Source organism: Plantibacter sp. MCCC 1A11337, from assembly GCF_013349365.1.
In the GTDB taxonomy this organism is placed as follows: Bacteria; Actinomycetota; Actinomycetes; order Actinomycetales; family Microbacteriaceae; genus Plantibacter; species Plantibacter flavus_A.
In genome coordinates, this window is sequence record NZ_JABJWX010000007.1 from 62,699 (window position 1) to 79,674 (window position 16,976).

Annotated in this window: 16 protein-coding genes; 10 read left to right on the forward strand and 6 right to left on the reverse strand. The window is 70.3% G+C overall.

What is annotated here, in order from left to right; genetic code table 11:
- Window positions 1-271: 271 nt before the first annotated feature.
- The gene (locus tag HOW07_RS19920) at window positions 272-1,099 is read right to left on the reverse strand and encodes an AraC family transcriptional regulator (RefSeq protein ID WP_175118294.1); all 828 of its coding nucleotides are present in this window, start codon (window positions 1,097-1,099) and stop codon (window positions 272-274) included.
- A 122-nt stretch (window positions 1,100-1,221) separates the two neighbouring features.
- Between HOW07_RS19920 and HOW07_RS18850 the strand changes: the two genes are divergently transcribed.
- Genes HOW07_RS18850 through HOW07_RS18860 form a run of 3 tightly spaced genes read left to right on the forward strand, consistent with a single transcriptional unit; the run spans window position 1,222 to window position 3,871 of the window.
- Window positions 1,222-1,899: a response regulator transcription factor gene (locus tag HOW07_RS18850; RefSeq protein ID WP_071260669.1), complete on the forward strand. Its 678-nt coding sequence runs from the start codon at window positions 1,222-1,224 to the stop codon at window positions 1,897-1,899.
- A complete protein-coding gene (locus HOW07_RS18855) occupies window positions 1,892-3,250 on the forward strand; it encodes a HAMP domain-containing sensor histidine kinase (RefSeq protein ID WP_175118296.1) in 1,359 nt (452 codons plus the stop codon). Before HOW07_RS18850 ends, HOW07_RS18855 begins: the two co-directional genes overlap by 8 nt.
- A gap of 57 nt (window positions 3,251-3,307) precedes the next feature.
- Window positions 3,308-3,871: a hypothetical protein gene (locus HOW07_RS18860; protein WP_175118299.1), complete on the forward strand. Its 564-nt coding sequence runs from the start codon at window positions 3,308-3,310 to the stop codon at window positions 3,869-3,871.
- An 84-nt stretch (window positions 3,872-3,955) separates the two neighbouring features.
- On the opposite strand, the gene HOW07_RS18865 is transcribed toward HOW07_RS18860, so the two are convergent.
- Both HOW07_RS18865 and HOW07_RS18870 read right to left on the reverse strand, forming a co-directional pair.
- Window positions 3,956-5,794 carry a DEAD/DEAH box helicase gene (locus HOW07_RS18865; protein ID WP_175118301.1) on the reverse strand — a complete coding sequence of 613 codons (1,839 nt, stop codon included), beginning with the start codon at window positions 5,792-5,794 and terminating at the stop codon, window positions 3,956-3,958.
- Window positions 5,795-5,886: 92 nt separating this feature from the next.
- Window positions 5,887-6,723 carry a DUF1206 domain-containing protein gene (locus HOW07_RS18870; RefSeq protein ID WP_121290517.1) on the reverse strand — a complete coding sequence of 279 codons (837 nt, stop codon included), beginning with the start codon at window positions 6,721-6,723 and terminating at the stop codon, window positions 5,887-5,889.
- 116 nt (window positions 6,724-6,839) lie between these two features.
- On the opposite strand from HOW07_RS18870, the gene HOW07_RS18875 reads away from it, so the two are divergent.
- From HOW07_RS18875 to ligD, 3 genes are all read left to right on the forward strand, one after another.
- Window positions 6,840-7,772, forward strand: coding sequence for an alpha/beta fold hydrolase (locus tag HOW07_RS18875; RefSeq protein ID WP_175118303.1), 933 nt, complete (start codon window positions 6,840-6,842; stop codon window positions 7,770-7,772).
- A gap of 173 nt (window positions 7,773-7,945) precedes the next feature.
- Window positions 7,946-9,427 (forward strand): MFS transporter, encoded by a 1,482-nt coding sequence (locus tag HOW07_RS18880; protein WP_217485425.1) that lies wholly within the window; start codon window positions 7,946-7,948, stop codon window positions 9,425-9,427.
- A gap of 70 nt (window positions 9,428-9,497) precedes the next feature.
- Complete coding sequence (gene ligD / locus HOW07_RS18885) at window positions 9,498-10,523, forward strand: non-homologous end-joining DNA ligase (RefSeq protein WP_175118305.1); 1,026 nt, start codon at window positions 9,498-9,500, stop codon at window positions 10,521-10,523.
- Between the two features lie 64 nt (window positions 10,524-10,587).
- On the opposite strand, the gene HOW07_RS18890 is transcribed toward ligD, so the two are convergent.
- Window positions 10,588-10,908 carry a Fe-S cluster assembly protein HesB gene (locus tag HOW07_RS18890; protein ID WP_175118307.1) on the reverse strand — a complete coding sequence of 107 codons (321 nt, stop codon included), beginning with the start codon at window positions 10,906-10,908 and terminating at the stop codon, window positions 10,588-10,590.
- 263 nt (window positions 10,909-11,171) lie between these two features.
- On the opposite strand from HOW07_RS18890, the gene HOW07_RS18895 reads away from it, so the two are divergent.
- Window positions 11,172-12,215 carry an NAD(P)-dependent alcohol dehydrogenase gene (locus HOW07_RS18895; RefSeq protein WP_175118309.1) on the forward strand — a complete coding sequence of 348 codons (1,044 nt, stop codon included), beginning with the start codon at window positions 11,172-11,174 and terminating at the stop codon, window positions 12,213-12,215.
- Window positions 12,216-12,236: 21 nt separating this feature from the next.
- Window positions 12,237-13,460: an MFS transporter gene (locus tag HOW07_RS18900; RefSeq protein WP_064296122.1), complete on the forward strand. Its 1,224-nt coding sequence runs from the start codon at window positions 12,237-12,239 to the stop codon at window positions 13,458-13,460.
- Here HOW07_RS18900 and HOW07_RS18905 read toward each other — a convergent pair.
- Together HOW07_RS18905 and HOW07_RS18910 are read right to left on the reverse strand one after the other, a co-directional pair.
- Window positions 13,457-14,224: a PIG-L family deacetylase gene (locus HOW07_RS18905; RefSeq protein ID WP_121290523.1), complete on the reverse strand. Its 768-nt coding sequence runs from the start codon at window positions 14,222-14,224 to the stop codon at window positions 13,457-13,459. The genes HOW07_RS18900 and HOW07_RS18905 overlap by 4 nt on opposite strands.
- Entirely contained in the window at window positions 14,221-15,453 is a 1,233-nt protein-coding gene (locus HOW07_RS18910) for a glycosyltransferase (protein WP_175118311.1), read from the reverse strand. The genes HOW07_RS18905 and HOW07_RS18910 overlap by 4 nt, the downstream gene beginning before the upstream one ends.
- A gap of 136 nt (window positions 15,454-15,589) precedes the next feature.
- Between HOW07_RS18910 and HOW07_RS18915 the strand changes: the two genes are divergently transcribed.
- Entirely contained in the window at window positions 15,590-16,015 is a 426-nt protein-coding gene (locus HOW07_RS18915) for a VOC family protein (protein ID WP_175118322.1), read from the forward strand.
- Between the two features lie 56 nt (window positions 16,016-16,071).
- A complete protein-coding gene (locus tag HOW07_RS18920) occupies window positions 16,072-16,554 on the forward strand; it encodes a hypothetical protein (RefSeq protein ID WP_064296125.1) in 483 nt (160 codons plus the stop codon).
- Window positions 16,555-16,976: the final 422 nt, after the last annotated feature.

Genomic DNA, 16,976 nt, shown 5'->3' on the forward strand with positions numbered 1-16,976 from the left:
GAGAGGGCGATGAGACGTGGTGCGCGCTGCATGGGGTCCTTTCGGGTGCTGCTGGCTGACACCTGCGTGCGGGCACGACGAACGACGGCGCCGGAGGACGTCGTCGAGGGGTCGGGTATGGCGACCGCGAGCGGTCGGCATCATGCACGAGGAGAAGGAGATGAAGGCTTGCCTAACCAAAGTTAGCTGGCAGCCGATCCTGGCGCAATCGAGCGGATCCGACGTGTTCCTTCGCGAATCGGACAACCGATCGCGGATCCACCGATCCGTCCTAGCGGTTCCGGAATCGCCCGGGGCTCATGCCGGTGACGCGGCGGAACGCGGTCCCGAACGCCGTCGACGAGCGGTACCCGACGGCGGTCGAGACCTCGTCGATGCTGTCACCCGCCGTGAGCCGGGTGATCGCGTGCTGGGCACGGGCGGCGGCGACCCAGCGGGTGAACCCCAACCCGGTCTCTGATTCGAAGGCGCGCGTCACCGTCCGGGTGCTCACGCCCAATCGGGCGGCCCAGTCGACGAGCGAGGTCGTGTCGGACGGGTCGATGCGTATGCGCTCGGCGATGGGTGCCAGGAGTGCCGACCGGGGGACTCGGAGGAGCAGCTCGTGCTCGGCCGGCTCCAGCACGTCCACGATGGCGGCCTCGGTGGTGGCACGCGCGCGGTCCTCGAGCTCGGCGTCGCTGAGCCGATCGAGCAGGAGACGCAGCAGAGGCGTCACCTCCACCGCGGTCGGCTGCTCAGAGATCGTCGGGACCCGATCGACGCTGAACATCGCGGCCCGCTGCCAGGTGCCCGCCGGGGTCCATCCGGTGTGGCGGACACCGGCCGGGATCCAGAGACCGTGGTGCGGGGTGACGGTCCAGACACGCTCGTCGACGGTCGCGGTGGATGCGCCGCGATCGTTCCACAGGAGCTCGTGCGTGGGGTGGGAATGCTCGTCCCAGTGCGTGTCCCGCGCGATCCGCTCGGTGTTGCCGCGGATGACGAAGGGCACGGGGATCGCGCCGGCCTCGTAGAGGGGGAGTCGGCGGCGCGCCGGAGCCGTGTCCGTCGCGTCGAGGGACTGGTCCCACGGGTCGGCGGCGGCGGGGACTGGCACTGCTCCAGCGTACGGGGGTCCGCGCCGGACCGTCCCGCTTCAGCACTGCTTCAGCTCGTCCGCGCCAGACTGGGACGCGCCGCTCGACCGTCGACCGGCACGGAGCCTGGAGGTTGCACCGGATGCGGATACTCGTCGTGGACGATGAGGTGCGACTCGCCGACGGTGTTCGGAGAGGGCTCGAGGCGGAGGGCTTCGCGGTCGACGTCGCCGCGAACGGTGTCGACGGCCTGTGGATGGCCGGCGAGCATCGCTACGACGCCATCATCCTCGACATCATGATGCCGGGCCTCAGCGGCTACCGCGTCTGTCAGCAGCTCCGCGACGCGGGCGACTGGACCCCGATCCTCATGCTCACGGCGAAGGACGGCGACTGGGACCAGGTCGAGGCCCTCGACACCGGTGCCGACGACTTCCTGAGCAAACCGTTCTCCTTCGCGGTGCTGGTCGCACGGATCCGCTCACTCGTCCGGCGTGGATCGCGGGAGCGGCCGACGGTGCTCGAGATCGGCGAACTGCGGCTCGACCCGGCGTCGAAGCAGGTCCACCGGGGCGACGTCCCGATCGACTTGACCTCGCGCGAGTTCGCGGTCCTCGAGTTCCTCATGCGACGCGGGGGCGAGGTGGTGTCGAAGCGCGAGGTCCTGCAGAACGTCTGGGACGACGACTTCGAAGGCGACCCCAACATCGTCGAGGTCTACGTCGGACATCTCCGCAACAAGGTGGACCGCCCCTTCGAGCGTGCCTCGATCGAGACCGTGCGCGGGTTCGGATACCGGTTGGCGGGCGGTCGTGGCTGACGGCGGGCAGCACGGAGCGGTCGCGCTCCGGCGCCGGCCGTGGCGCTCCGTCCGAGCCCGCGCGGCACTCGGATCGGTGCTCGCCGTCGGAGTATTCCTCGGGGTCGGCTCCGTGGCGTTCGTCGGCCTGTTCTCCGCGGCGCTGCGTTCCGGGGTCGAACAGAGCGCCTCGGCCGAGGCGGAGAGCGTCTCGGCACAGCTCGTCGCGGCCGACGCGACGACGCTGCCCGAGGACGACGGTCGACTCCTGGTCCTCGTCGAGGACGGACGTGTCGTGGACCGGACGGACGACGAGATCGAGCTCCCGACGCCGATCCCGGACGGTGACGTGTTCGTCTCGGTCGTCGACGACGAGCCGGTGGTGTTCGCCAGTGAGGACGTCGACGTCGACGGCCGTGACCTCGTCGTCCTCGCGGGCCGTTCCCTCGAGGAGACCGACGACGCCGTCGGACTCGTGTCGATGCTCCTCCTCATCGCGGTGCCCGTGCTCGTCGCCCTCCTCGGCGGCCTGACCTGGCTGCTCGTCGGGCGTGCGCTGGCGCCGGTGGAGCGGATCCGCCGCGAGGTCTCGGAACTGGGGGCCGGCGAACTGCATCGGCGGATCGAGGTCCCGGCCACGGGCGACGAGATCGGTCGCCTGGCCGGGACGATGAACGGCATGCTCGAGCGGCTCGAGGACGCCCAGACGGCGCAGCGGCGGTTCGTGTCGGACGCCTCCCACGAGCTCCGCTCACCGCTCGCGGTGATCAGGCAGTACGCCGAGGTTGCGGCGCTCCACCCGGACCGGGTCGATCCGGCCGAGCTGTCCTCGACGGTCCTCGAGGAGGGTGCCAGGATGCAGGGGCTCGTCGAGTCGCTCCTGCTGCTCGCGAAGCTCGACGAAGGGGCGGCGGGCACCGGGCGGCGCACGGTCGACGTCGACGACCTCCTGTTGGCGGAGGCCGCTCGCCTTCGGTCTGCAGGCGGACTGCGTGTCGAGTCCGCGGCCGTCGCGGCGGCGAGGGTCGACGGCGACGACGTCCTGCTCGCCCGGGTGGTGCGGAACCTCGTCGACAACGCTGTCCGGCACGCGCGCTCCGTGGTCCGACTGGGATCAGCCACCGATGGTCGGTTCGTCAGGATCTCCGTGGAGGACGACGGCCCCGGCGTGCCGGTCGAGTCCCGCGCACACGTGTTCGAACGGTTCGTCCGCCTCGACGAGAGCCGTTCGCGTGACGCCGGCGGTTCTGGCCTGGGCCTGGCGATCGTGGCCGACGTCGTGCGGCTGCACGGTGGGTCGATCGAACTGGTCGACAGCGCGCTCGGCGGTGCGGCGTTCATCGTCACGCTCCCGGCGTCTTCCGCTTCCTGAACGCGGCTTCAGCTCGCTTCAGGTCCGCTTCAGCGCTCCTCGGACAGTCTGGGGCACATGAACGAGAACACCGCCTCCCAGCCCACCGATCGCACGCAGGACACCGCAGCCACCGAGCGCATCGAGCCCACCGACCGTGTCGAGACGACCGATCACACCGCCATCCCCGCGACCCCGGCGACCTCCGGGAAGCCGGCCTTCTGGCGCCGGAAGCCCGTGTGGATCACCGCGATCGTCGTCGGGGCCCTCGCCCTCGGTGGAGCCGGTGCCGCCTACGCCGTGGACGAGTTCGGCGACGCCGACGACGACCGCGTCACGGCGGCGTCGAACACCGACCGCGACGGTGGCACCGCCGTCGACGACGGTGACACCACGGCGGCGACCGACGACCGCGACGCCCGTGACGCCGACGACGTGCCGCTGACCGACACCGAGTTCGACGCGGCCTCGAAGGCAGCGCTCGCCGAGGCCAAGGGCGGTACCGTGACCGACGTCGACCGCAGTGACGACCCCGGCGAGGCGTTCGAGGTCGACGTCCTCCTCGAGAACGGCGACGAGCTCGAGATCACGCTCGACGCGGACTACGCCGTGGTCACGAGCGTGCTCGACCCGCGCGACTGACGGACGCACCCCGCCGGGTGCGGAACGACGAGAGCCGGACGGAATCTTAGGATTCCGTCCGGCTCTCGTCGTCTGTGTGGCGTGCTAGGAACGCGGCTTGCGGTCGTACGAGCCGCCGCCCGTGCCGCCCTCGTCGTCGCGTCGGCGGGCCGGGCCGCCGCGGTCGGGACGGAGCTCGATGAGCTTGCCGCTGATGCGGGTGTTCTCGAGACGGTCGAACACGTCGTTGCCGAGGCTCGCCGGCAGTTCGACGATCGAGAAGTCCGGCTTGATCTGGATCGCGCCGAAGTCCTCGCGCTTCAGGCCACCCTCGTTCGCGAGCGCGCCCACGATCTGACGCGGGTCGACCTTCTGGCGACGACCCACGGCGATGCGGTACGGGGCCATCGGTCCGCTGGACGGGCGGCTGCGACGCTCGGGGCGGTCGCCCTGATCGCCGCGGTCGCCACGGTCGCCGCGGTCGAATCGCGAGCCGCGGTCACCGGAGTCGCGACGGTCGCGACCGGCGCGGTCGTTGCCACGGTTGGTGTTGTCGAACTCCTCACGACGGCGACGCTCGTCCTCCGCGGACAGGAGCAGCGGCGTCTCGCCCTGGGAGACGACGGCCAGCGCCGCCGCGACATCGGCCTCGGGGACGTCGTGGTGGGAGACGTAGTGGCCGATGATCTCGCGGAAACGCTCGATGCGCTCGGTCTGGCCGAGCGCTTCGGTGATCGCGTCGTCGAAGCGGGTGAGGCGGGTCGCGTTGACGTCGTCGACGCTCGGCAGCTGCATCTGCGTGAGCGGCTGACGGGTTGCCCGCTCGATGGCCTTCAGCAGGTGGCGCTCGCGCGGTGTGACGAAGCTGATCGCGTCGCCCGTGCGTCCGGCGCGGCCGGTGCGACCGATGCGGTGCACGTAGGACTCGGTGTCGACGGGGATGTCGTAGTTGACGACGTGGCTGATGCGCTCGACGTCGAGACCGCGCGCGGCGACGTCGGTCGCGACGAGGATGTCGAGCTTGCCTGCCTTCAGCTGGTTGACGGTCCGCTCGCGCTGAACCTGGGCGACGTCGCCGTTGATGGCGGCAGCCGAGTAACCGCGTGCGCGGAGCTTCTCGGCGAGCGTCTCGGTCTCGTTCTTCGTGCGCGTGAAGATGATCATCGCGCTGAAGTTCTCGGTCTCGAGGATGCGGGTCAGCGCGTCCACCTTCTGCGGGTACGAGACGGTCAGGTAGCGCTGCGTGATGCTGGCCGAGGTCGTGGTCTTCGTCTTGACCGTGATCTCTTCCGGGTTGTTCAGGTACTTCGCGGAGATGCGACGGATGGACGACGGCATCGTCGCGGAGAACAGCGCGACCTGCTTGTCCTTCGGGGTGTCGGCCAGGATCGTCTCGACATCCTCGGCGAAGCCCATCTTCAGCATCTCGTCGGCCTCGTCGAGCACGAGGTACTTGAGCTCCGTGAGGTCGAGGGTGCCCTTCTCCAGGTGGTCCATGATGCGACCGGGCGTGCCGACGACGATGTGGACGCCGCGACGGAGGGCCGACAGCTGGACGCCGTAGCCCTGGCCGCCGTAGACGGGCAGGACGTGGACGCCGCGCAGGTGGGTGGCGTACTTCTCGAACGCCTCGCAGACCTGGAGGGCGAGTTCACGGGTCGGTGCGAGGACGAGCGCCTGCGGCGTCTTCTGCGTGATGTCGAGGCGGGACAGGATCGGCAGGGCGAACGCCGCGGTCTTGCCGGTGCCCGTCTGTGCGAGGCCGACGACGTCGCGTCCCTCGAGCAGCAGCGGAATGGTGGCCGCCTGGATGGCGGACGGGGTCTCGTAGCCGACGTCCTTGAGTACCTTGAGCACCGCGTCGTCGAGGCCGAGGTCGGAGAAGGTCTGCGTAGCGCCGGCGGGTTCCGCCTCGGGCTGCGTCGTGGAATCAGAAGACGTCATACTCCTAACGGTAGTCGCACCGCAAGCGTTTGCAGGACATGGTCTGGAGCCGACCGGTCCGCGCCGTCGCCCGGGGCGCCGGCCTCACCGTCCTACAGGCTGCCCCAGCGCGCCCGGGCACCGCAGTAGAGTCCGTAGGCGATGAGCCCGACGCCGACCACGAGCAGGATGACGACGCCGAACGGGAGCGCGGCCAATGCCGAGATGGCACCGTCCATGCCGGAGGCCTTCTCGGGGTCCTGGGTGGCGGCCGCGACGAGGAACAGGATGCCGACGGTGACCAGTGCGATCCCCTTGGCGACCCATCCGATGACGCCGAGGACGACGACGGCGCGCTTCGTCGTGCCGGTGGGCGGGTGCACGTCCTCGAGGAACTTCCGCGTGACGCCCTTGAAGACGAAGAAGCCGCCGATGCCGATGACCACGAGGCCGACGACGACGACGACGAACACCCCGCCGGGGGAGGACAGGAGTGTCGCCGTGAGGCCCTGGCTGGACTGCGAGGAGTCCTGGCTGCCGCCGAGGGCGAAGGTCAGCGCGGTCGATCCGACGGCGAGGTAGGCGATCGCGCGTCCGGCGGTCGAGATCCGCTTGCTCCACCGCTTGCGGGTGTCGGATTCGCGCACGAGGAAGGCGGAGATCGCCGTCCAGAGACCGAGGGCGAACAGGCCGACGGCGACGACCCAGATGATGACGATCCCGCCGGGCGTGCCTGCAAGCGTCTTGAGCGCACCCGACTGGTCCGCGTCACCACCGCCGCCGGATCCACCGCTCGCGCCGGACAGGGCGATGGAGATCGCGATCCCACCGATGAGGACGTGGAGCAGGCCGTTGACGGCGTGGCCGGTGCGGGCGAGGCTACGGAGGGCTGTGCTGTTCTGGGCGGTCCCAGCGGCTTGGTCTGCGGCGGCGCGCGCGTTCTCAGGCATCAGACCACGGTAGCGGCCGGGTATCAGGACCACAGGGGGGTTGCGCGGCGTCGCCGCGGTCCGGGGCCGCAGGTCGGACACCGATCCGAGTGGTCCCTCGATTCCGAATGATGCGCATGTCCGTCGATTCCGCTCGTCCTGCCCCGCAGGAGTTCCCTTCCGCCATCTCCGCCGACGCGACCGCGCTCGGACTGGGACGCGTCACGGTCGACACGGGCCTCGGACCGGTCACCGTCCACGCGGGTCGTGAGGCGGGCGGGCCGGCCACGATCCTCCTCCACGGTGCCGCCGGTTCGTGGACGACGTGGTCACCGCTCCTGCGTGCCGACGACGAGCGGGGTGCGGTCGTCGACGACGTCATCGCCGTGGATCTCCCGGGGTGGGGTGCATCGGCACTTCCCGCCGCCGATCCGGTGACGGTCGGAGACCTCTCCGCCGCCGTCGCGACCGTCGCCCGCTCGCTCGGCTACCGGTCCTGGCGTCTCGTCGGGCATTCGCTCGGCGGGTTCGTCGCGCTCGACCTCGCCGTGCGTGAACCCGAGGCGACGATCCGGGTCGACCTCGTCTCACCGACGGGGATCGGGGTCGTCGAGGCGATCCGCCAGCCGCTCGGTGGCGGCGCCCGGCTCCCGTGGTTCGCGGGCATGCTCCTCGCGATGCGCGTGCTGCGGGCGCTCGGCGGACGCGGGCCAGGGCTCGTCCGCGCGCTGAACCGGATCGGTCTGCTCGCACCGCTCATGTCGCCCCTGTTCGGACGACGTCGGGACCTCGACCGCTCGGTCGTCGACGCGCTCGCAGCCGACGTCCGGCCGGCGTCGTTCCTCCTGGCGGCCCGAGCGGCCGCCGCCTACGACCTGCACGTCTGGCGCGGCGTGCGGTGTCCCGTCCGCTGCATGACGGGCGACCGCGACGTCTTCATCGGGCCCGACGATGCAGCTGTCCTCACCGCCCTCGTCCCGGACCTGCGACTGCGCACCCTGCCGGCGACCGGGCACTTCGCGGCGGTGGAACACCCGGAGGCCGTGCTCGATCTCTTCACCTCGGACTGATCCGCGTGGCCTCACGGGTGCAGCGACGTCGGCATCCGCTATCCTGGTCCTCTGCCCGACTTCGTGGTTGGGGTGGTTGATCGTCCGCACCGTGCTGCACCCGCGCCGTGTGTCGAGCATCGATCTGGGGCTGGAAACCCCCAGCACCCACACCCCTCGCACGGAGGTCCTCCTTGTCTGCATCCGCAGCCACCGCATCGCATCCCACCACAGCACCGTCCGGTTCCCCGGCCCGCCGCTGGTGGGTCCTCGTCGTCCTCGCGATGACGCAGCTCATCGTCGTCCTCGACGGCACGATCGTGAACATCGCCCTTCCGGCAGCCCAGCAGGAGCTCGAGCTGTCCGACACGCAGCGTCAGTGGGTCGTCACGGCCTACGCCCTCGCGTTCGGCGCGCTGTTGCTGCTCGGTGGCCGCATCGCCGACTACTGGGGCCGGAAGCGCACCTACCTGGTCGGCATGGTCGGCTTCGGAGCCGCATCGGCCTTCGGCGGGTTCGCCCAGAGCGGGACCGAACTCATCATCGCGCGCGGCCTGCAGGGCGTGTTCGCCGCACTCATGGCGCCCGCCGCACTCGCGCTCCTCACCGTCACCTTCGCCCACGGCCGCGACCGCAACACGGCCTTCGCCGTCTTCGGTACCGTCGCCGGTGCCGGGGCGGCCGTTGGCCTGATCCTCGGCGGCGTGCTCACCGAGTTCGTCGACTGGCGCTGGTGCCTGCTCGTCAACGTGCCCTTCGTGATCGTCGGACTCATCGCCGGCCTCATCCTCGTGACCGAGAGCAAGGCCGAGGGCGACAACCGCTACGACTGGCTCGGTGCGATCACGGTCATCCTGGGCCTCGGTTCCCTCGTCTACGGCTTCACGCTGGCCGAGGGCGGCTGGGGGAGCGCCGACACCATCGGCTTCCTCGCGCTCGGTGCGGGACTCCTCTCCCTCTTCGTCTTCATCGAGATGCGTGTCGCGCAGCCCCTGCTCCCGCTGCGCATCGTGGCGGACCGGGTCCGCGGCGGTGCCTTCCTCATGCAGATGATCGTCGGCAGCGTCATGATCGGTGCCCTGCTCTACCTGACGTTCCACCTGCAGATCGTGCTCGGCTTCCCGCCGCTCGAGGCGGGCATCGCGACCCTCCCGATGACCGTCGCGATCATGATCGTCGCCCCGATCGCCACGAAGCTCCTGCCGGCCATCGGCCCGCGCCCGCTGCTCATCATCGGTCCGCTCGTCGCGGCCGCCGCCCTCGTGTACCTCAGCCGCATCACGGCCGACGGCGACTACTTCGTCCAGGTGCTGCCGGCGCTGCTCGTGCTCGGGATCGGCATGGCGATGATCTTCGTCCCGATGCAGAACCTCGCGCTGACGGGCGTCGCACCGCACGACGCCGGTGCGGCCTCCGCCACGGCGAACGCCTCCATGCAGATCGGTGGGTCGATCGGCCTGTCGGTCTTCACCACGGTCTACGCGAGTGTCACCGACCAGGCGACGGTCACGGATCAGGCCTCGCAGCTCGTGGCGTTCACCCAGGGCTACTCGGCGGCGTTCATCGCGGCTGCGGTCGGCCTCGTCATCGCGAGCGTCATCGCCATCGTCTGCATCCGCGGTCGCAAGGAGGACCTCCTGCCCTCGGGCGACCAGCAGGCCGTCCACCTGGGCTGAGCGGGACGGCCCTGCCTCGTCCAGCGCAAGCCTCCTGACAGCAGGGTGCCGTCGGCGTACGGTGTCCGACATGGCCAGCACCGCGATCGTCCTCACCGTCCCCGGACCGCACGGCGACCGCGAAGTGCGGCTCTCCAGTCCCGACCGCGTGCTCTGGGAGGCGTCCGGCGTCACGAAGCGGGAGCTCGCGGAATACCTCATCGAGGTCGCGCCGGCCTTCCTCGCCGCCAACGGCGACCGTCCGGTGTCCCTGCAGCGGTTCCCAGGCGGCGTGGACGGCGAGTGGTTCTTCTCGAAGAACCCGCCGAAGGGGGCACCGGAGTACGTCCGGGCGGTCGACGTCGTGTATCCGAGTGGCCGGCGGCATCCGCAACTCGTCCTCGACGAGGCGGCTGCGGTCGTCTGGGCCGCGCAGATGAACACGGTCGTGTTCCACCCGTGGCCGTCACGGGCGTCGGACACCGACCATCCGGACGAACTGCGGATCGACCTCGACCCGCAGCCGGGAACCGACTTCGCCGACGCCGTGCGCGTTGCGGGCTCGCTGCAGGAGCTGTTGACGGAGGTCGGTCTGACGGGGTTCGTGAAGACCTCCGGCAACCGAGGTGTCCACGTGTTCGCGCCCATCGAGCCGGAGCACGAGTTCCTCGACGTCCGGCACGCCGTGATCGCCGCGGCTCGGGAACTGGAGCGACGGGATCCCGACCGGGTCACGACCTCGTGGTGGAAGGAGGAGCGCGGTGAGCGCATCTTCGTCGACTACAACCAGGCGAACCGCGATCGGACGATGGCCGGTGCCTACAGCCCGCGTGCGCTGGCCTCGGCGACCGTCTCGTGTCCGGTGACCTGGGACGAACTCCCCGAGATCGACCCGGGTGCCTTCACGGTGCGGACCGTCCCGGAGCGACTCCGGACGACCGGCGACCCGTGGGCCGGCATGCACGACACCGCTGGGCGCATCGACGTCCTCCTGCAGTGGTGGGAGCGGGACCTCGAGCAGGGGCTGGGCGAGCTTCCGTTCCCTCCCGACTTCCCGAAGATGCCGGGCGAGCCGCCGCGGGTGCAGCCGAGTCGCGCCAGACACGCCGAGGACTGAGCCCGCCCGGACACACGAACGCCCGGTGATCGTGGATCACCGGGCGTTCTCTGGACTCAGGGCACTATTCGGCCTTGCCGAGGGCGAAGCGGACGCCGCCCTGCTCGTCGATCTGCGCGTCGAGGACCGCGTCGCTCAGGGCGACGGCTGCGGCCTCCTCGAGGAAGACGGTCGCTCCGGCGCTCTCGATGACCTGGTCGGCCTCGTGCGGCGTCGCCGTCATGGTGACTTCGAAGTTGTTGTCGTCGGAGCTGCTGCTGATGCGCAGTCCGGCGCCGTGCGTGAGCGACGACGCGTCGTCCGGGACGACCAGTCCCGGGGTGAGTGGTGCGTTCTCGGCGAGGGTCTTGACGACTCGGCCGGCGTTCTCGGTCAGGGTGAGCATGCGTGTTCTCCGTTCCGTTCGCGAATACGAGTTCCCCACCATGCTCGGGTTCCCGGCGAGATGCCACCCCGAGGCCGATCCTCTGCGGGAACTGCCAAGCAACTCTGCAGGGATTCACACCTCCACGCTGCTCGTAGCACAGCTCGGGTGATCGTCCCTTGGGGGGTCCGTCCGGTGGAGTGGGCTGCTAGCGTCGAACGTGCTGTCCGGCGCGTGCATCCCGCCCCACGGCACCCCCCCAACACCCCAGCCCGAGGAGTCCTATGACCACCGTCGCCGCCATCATCAAACCCTCCGCCGACGCGCCGTTCGAGGTCGGCACCATCGAGCGCCGTACGCCGCGCGCCAACGACGTCGTCATCGACGTCCGCTACGCCGGCATCTGCCACAGCGACATCCACCAGGCCCGCGAGGAATGGGGCAAGGCCATCTTCCCGATGGTCCCCGGCCACGAGATCGCCGGCATCGTCACCGAGGTCGGCGACGCGGTCACCAAGCACCAGGTCGGCGACCGCGTCGGCATCGGCTGTTTCGTCGACTCCTGCCGCGAGTGCGAGAACTGCCTCGCCGGCGAGGAGCAGTTCTGCCTGAAGGGCAACGTCGCCACCTACAACGGCCGCGAGTACGACGGCGAGCCCACCTACGGCGGCTACAGCAAGCAGATCGTCGCCGACGAGAACTACGTGCTGAGCATCCCCGAGGGCATCGAGCTCGACGTCGCGGCACCCCTGCTGTGCGCCGGCATCACCACCTACTCGCCGTTGAAGCACTGGGGCGCCGGTCCCGGCAAGCAGGTCGCCATCGTCGGGATGGGTGGTCTCGGCCACATGGGCGTCAAGATCGCCCACGCCCTCGGCGCAGAGGTGACCGTGCTCAGCCAGACGACCTCGAAGGAGGAGGACGGCAAGCGCTTCGGGGCCGACCACTACTACGCGACCGGCGAAGAGGGCACCCTGAAGTCGCTCCGCGGACGCTTCGACCTCATCATCAACACGGTCTCCGCCGACCTCGACATCGACGCCTACCTGTCGACCCTCAAGCTCAACGGCTCGATGGTCTTCGTCGGACTGCCCGAGAACACGCAGCAGTTCCGGGTGTTCTCGCTCGTCGGTGGCCGCCGCTCGCTCGCTGGCTCGAACATCGGCGGCATCCGCGAGACGCAGGAGATGCTCGACTTCTGCGCCGAGCACGGCATCGGTTCGCAGATCGAGCTCATCGGTGCCGACGAGGTCGAGGGCGCCTACGACCGCGTGGTCCGCAGCGACGTCCGCTACCGCTTCGTCATCGACACGGCGACGATCGGCTGATCGCACCGATACCCTGAGAGCATGATCCGGCTCCCGTTCCGTCGTCCAGGCGGAGCGGGAGCCGTTCCTCGTGAACCCCTCGGCCGCGAGGTCCTCGTCCTCGGCGGTGTCGCGTTCTTCGTGATGCTCGGGTTCGGTGTCGTGATCCCGGTCCTGCCCGTGTACGTGCGCAGCTTCGGCGTCGGCTACCTCGAGGTCGGCGCGGTCGTCTCCGTCTTCGCGCTCATGCGGCTCATCGCGAACCCGTTCGTGGGTGCGCTCGTCGATCGGATCGGCGAGCGGGTGGTGCTGGCGTCCGGCATCGGGATCGTCGCGGTGTCGAGTGCGCTCGTCGGGCTCGCGGCGGACTATCCGCAGCTGCTCCTGCTCCGCGGGGTCGGAGGGATCGGGTCGGCGATGTTCTCCGTCGCCGCGATGACGCTGCTGCTGCGCACCACCCCACCGCACCGTCGCGGGCGGGCGGTCGGGTTCTACCAGGGCGGGTTCCTCGTCGGCGGCATGGCCGGACCGGCCGTCGGTGGCCTGCTCGCGACCATCTCGCTCACGGCACCGTTCTTCTTCTACGCCGGGACCCTCGCGGTCGCCGGCGTCCTCGGACTCGTGATGCTGCGCGGCAGTCGGATCGCCGCGCCGGTCGAGACCGCCACGCAGGCCGAGCCCTTCCGCACGGTCCTCGCCGATCGCCGGTACCAGGCGGCGCTCCTCGCGAACTTCGCGAACGGCTGGGCGTCGATGGGCGTCCGTGGCGCACTCGTTCCGGTCCTCGTCGTGGAGGCGCTCCATGAGGAGGCAGCCTGGACCGGCATCGCCTTCGCGATCGCCGCTGTCGCGCAGACGCTCGCGCTCGGTCCCGCCGGCCGCTTCGTCGACACCGTCGGACGACGACCCGCGATGCTCGTCGCGTTCCCGGTCGCGGCGGCGGCGCTCCTCGCCATGCCGTTCGTCGGCGAGCTCTGGCTGCTGGTCGTCGCCCTCTGCGTCTACGGTGTCGCGGCGGCCTTCCTCGGGACCGCTCCGGCGGCGGCCGTCGGAGACGCCGCGGGTGGTCGGGGTGGTCGGGCCGTCGCGGTCTTCCAGGCGACGTCCGACCTCGGCGCCATCGTCGGCCCGCTGGTCGCCGGCGCACTGCTCGACGCCTTCTCGTTCCCCGCGGCGTTCGGCTCCGCGGTCGTGCTCATGCTGCTCGTCCCCGTGCTCGCGTCCCGCATGCCGCGGGAGCACCGGAACCAGCCGACGACCGCCTAGCGGGACTGGAGTCGCAGGCCCACCGAGGTGGTGATGTCCTCACGCTGACCGCCGGAGTGGACGAGCTGCTCGCCGTCGACCGTCAATTGGCTGGCGTGTTCCGCGAGTGCCGCGGCGACGATCGGGAGGCGGTGCCCGAGTGGGAACCACACGGCGTCGTCGCCCAGCGGTTCCAGGTCGGTGCGGTGGTGCACGAGTTCCGCGAAGGGCACCCCGCTCCTCCGCGCGGCGACGATCGCGGCCTCGTGCATCCGGAGATGGTCCGGGTGCCCGTACCCGCCACCGTGGTCGTAGCTGACGACCAGGTCCGGCGAGACGTGTCCGATGAGTGCGACGAGGTCGTCGGCGACGTCGTCGAGCGGAGCGAGCGAGAACGCGCCGGGGGAGACGTCGTCAGCGGGGCCGGCGAGTCCCTCGCGCACCCACCGCATGCCCGAGTCCACGTATCGCGTCGACGTCCCCGGCCGGGCCGCCGGACCCGTCCCCAGCCAGAACTGCTCGGCCACGCCGAGCGTGCGGCAGGCGGCGGCGAGCTCCGATTCGCGGTGGGACGCGAGAGCAGCGGTTCCGGCGAGGGACCGGAGCGGGCCGTCGACGACCTCGCCGCGCTCGCCTCGCGTGGCAGTCACGAGGACGACGCGAGCACCGTGGTCCACGAGTTCGGCGATGAGCGCGCCCGAAGCGAGGGTCTCGTCGTCGGGATGCGCGTGCGCGAACAGGACGGTGCGCCCGCTGTCGATGAGCGGGAGGAGTCCGTGGTTCACGAGGTCGAGGTCGCCGGGGCGGTGGCGACGGCGGGAGCGGTCTCGAGCAGGGTCCGGTAGACGTCGACGAGGGCGTCTCCCGAGCGCTGCCAGTCGAACCGCTCCGCCCGACGTCGTGCTGCCGAACCGAGCTGCGCGAGCCGCTTCGGGTCGCCGAGGATGGACGAGACCGCAGCACCCCAGATGTGCGGGTCGCGGGAGTCGATGACGATGCCCGTCTCTCCGTCGACGACGGCCTCCCGCAATCCGCCTGAGGCGGCCACGACGGTCGGCACGCCGCTCGCCGCGGCTTCGAGCGCGACGAGACCGTACGTCTCCGAGTGTGAGGGGACGAGCACGAGCGTGCTCTCGCGGAACAGCGTGGCGAGCCCGATGCGCGACTGCGGCCCGACGAAGCGGACGTCGTCGGCGACACCGAGGTCGCGGGCGAGGGCGGCGAGTTCCTCGGCGTAGCGGTCGTAGTCGACGGAGACGTCCCCGGCGATGACGAGTTCGGGGCGGAGCTCGGGCGTGACCGCGGCGATGGTCTCGATGGCGAGGTCGAAGCCCTTCAGCGGGTGGAGGCGACCGGCGACCACCGCGGTCGGGCGACCGGAACGAGGACCGTCCAGCGGGTGGAACAGCGTCCCGTCGACACCGGGTGGCACGATCGACACCCGGTCGGGGCGGGCTCCGAGCCGCGTGATCGCGGTGTCGGCCTCGGCCGCGCTGATCGCGACGACCGCGTCCGACTCCGCGGCGAGCCGTGCCTCGCCGGCCAGACGCCCGGGGGACTCGGCGCGCTCGCCGTGCGAGAGCGGGGTGGTGGACTCGGCGGCGATGCTGTGGAAGCTCTGCACATGCGGGATCCCCAGTTCCCGCGCGAGGGGGAGTGCGGCCATGCCGGAGAACCAGTGGTGGGCGTGCAGGACGTGGTATCGCGACAGTCGGGCGAGTTCCGAGCGGAAGTCGTCGACGAACTCCTCGTGCCGACCCTTCGCGACCGGTTCGGCGGGACCGGCGTCGAGGAAGCGCAGGGTCACGCCGGGGGCGAGGGATGCGGCGGACGGCTGGTCGGCAGATGACCGCCGGGTGATGACGTCGACCTCATGGCCCGCTGCGCCCATCGCGACGGCCTGATGACGGACCACGACGTTCATCCCGCCGGCGTCACCGGAACCCGGCTCGTCACCGGGACTGGTGTGGAGCGAGATCATCGCGATGCGGAGGGGCTGGGGTTGCGAGGGCACCAGACGAGCCTAGTAGCCGTGGGCGTCCCAGCCCCTCGTGACGGAGACACCAGAACGTGCTCGCACATCCGACGCCGGAGCGTGAGAATGATCGCGAGACGAGCGCGACGATGCGCCCGTCCAGGCGAAAGGGACGATCATGACGACGCTCAACCCGTACCTCGGCTTCCGCGGGACAGCCCGTGAGGCGATGGAGTTCTACCAGGGGGTCTTCGGCGGCGAACTGACGGTGTCGACGTTCGGCGACTTCGGTGCCGCGGTCGAGCCGGACGAGGTCGATCTGGTGATGCACTCCCAGCTGACCGGCGACGCCGGGGTCGTCTTCATGGGGTCGGACACGCCGAAGCACATGGACTACCGCGAGGGCAGCAACTTCTCGATGTCGCTGAGTGGGTCGGATGCGGACGAGGCCCAACTGCGCGAGTACTTCGAACGGCTCTCTGATGGCGGCACTGTCCAGCAGTCGTTGAGCGTGGCCCCCTGGGGCGACTCCTTCGGCATGGTGCAGGACCGCTTCGGGATCACCTGGCTGGTGAACATCGCCGCCCCTGCAGAGGGGTGACGTGAGCGTGACGGCAGTGGTGTCGTGGGACGACATCGGCTTCCCGAGGAGCAGCGATGACTGAAGCGTGGAACGATTTCTTCGTCGCGACGGCGGGCGCTGCGGCGGCGCTCGCCGGACTCATCATCGTCGCGATGTCCGTGAACATCGCCAAGATCATCGAGATCCCGTCCATGCCGGCGCGGGCGGCGGCGACGATCAGCTCCCTGGTGTTGATCGTCGTCGTCGCTGCCGCAGGACTCATCCCGGGTCAGGCCGACGCCTTGTACGGTGTCGAGGTCCTGCTCCTGACCGCCCTCGCCCTGTGGTTCGCCATCGACGCCGCGGTCCGGATCCTCCGCCATCAGGATGCCGAGCACGGACCGCGCGCCCTCAAGGCTGCGGTGCCGGTGTTGCAGATGATCCCGTTCGTGATCGGCGGTGTGTTGCTCCTCCTCGGTTCGTCGGTCGGTCTCGGCTGGCTGGCTGCCGGCTTCATCCTTGTGTTCATCGGCTCCGTGGTCGGTGCATGGGTGCTGCTCGTGGAGATCCTCCGGTAGCCTCCTCCGACCCTGAGCGCCTCAGCGACTCCGAGCAACCCCGCCCGGCCGTCGAGCACCCCCTCCCGGTCCCTGAGGAACCCCCTCCCGGTCCCTGAGGAACCCCCTCCCGGTCCCTGAGCAACTCCTTCCGGTCCCTGAGCCTGTCGAAAGACACACGACGAAGCTCACGAGTCCGGCGCTGTTCCCCCGGTCCCTGAGCCTGTCGAAGGGCACACGAGGACACGTCCACAGACGCCTGGACTCGGCATCTGGAATGTCAGTGGTCCATGGTGGAGTTGTCCCATGACCGAGACCACCCTCACCGCGACCCTCGTCGGCGACGAATACGCCGCGCAGCTCGCGGAGTTCTCGGAGCAGTACGAGGAGATCCAGCGTCGGCGTGCTGCTCTGGACGCCGAGGAGGTCCGCCTCCTCGCCCG

Coding starts and splice junctions, on each gene's coding strand:
- HOW07_RS18920 (WP_064296125.1), top strand. CDS start 16,072: ATGACTGAAGCGTGGAACGATTTCTTCGTCGCGACGGCGGGCGCTGCG.
- HOW07_RS18890 (WP_175118307.1), bottom strand. CDS start 10,908: ATGCTCACCCTGACCGAGAACGCCGGCCGAGTCGTCAAGACCCTCGCC.
- HOW07_RS18860 (WP_175118299.1), top strand. CDS start 3,308: ATGAACGAGAACACCGCCTCCCAGCCCACCGATCGCACGCAGGACACC.
- HOW07_RS18865 (WP_175118301.1), bottom strand. CDS start 5,794: ATGACGTCTTCTGATTCCACGACGCAGCCCGAGGCGGAACCCGCCGGC.
- HOW07_RS18875 (WP_175118303.1), top strand. CDS start 6,840: ATGTCCGTCGATTCCGCTCGTCCTGCCCCGCAGGAGTTCCCTTCCGCC.
- HOW07_RS18870 (WP_121290517.1), bottom strand. CDS start 6,723: ATGCCTGAGAACGCGCGCGCCGCCGCAGACCAAGCCGCTGGGACCGCC.
- ligD (WP_175118305.1), top strand. CDS start 9,498: ATGGCCAGCACCGCGATCGTCCTCACCGTCCCCGGACCGCACGGCGAC.
- HOW07_RS18850 (WP_071260669.1), top strand. CDS start 1,222: ATGCGGATACTCGTCGTGGACGATGAGGTGCGACTCGCCGACGGTGTT.
- HOW07_RS18895 (WP_175118309.1), top strand. CDS start 11,172: ATGACCACCGTCGCCGCCATCATCAAACCCTCCGCCGACGCGCCGTTC.
- HOW07_RS18900 (WP_064296122.1), top strand. CDS start 12,237: ATGATCCGGCTCCCGTTCCGTCGTCCAGGCGGAGCGGGAGCCGTTCCT.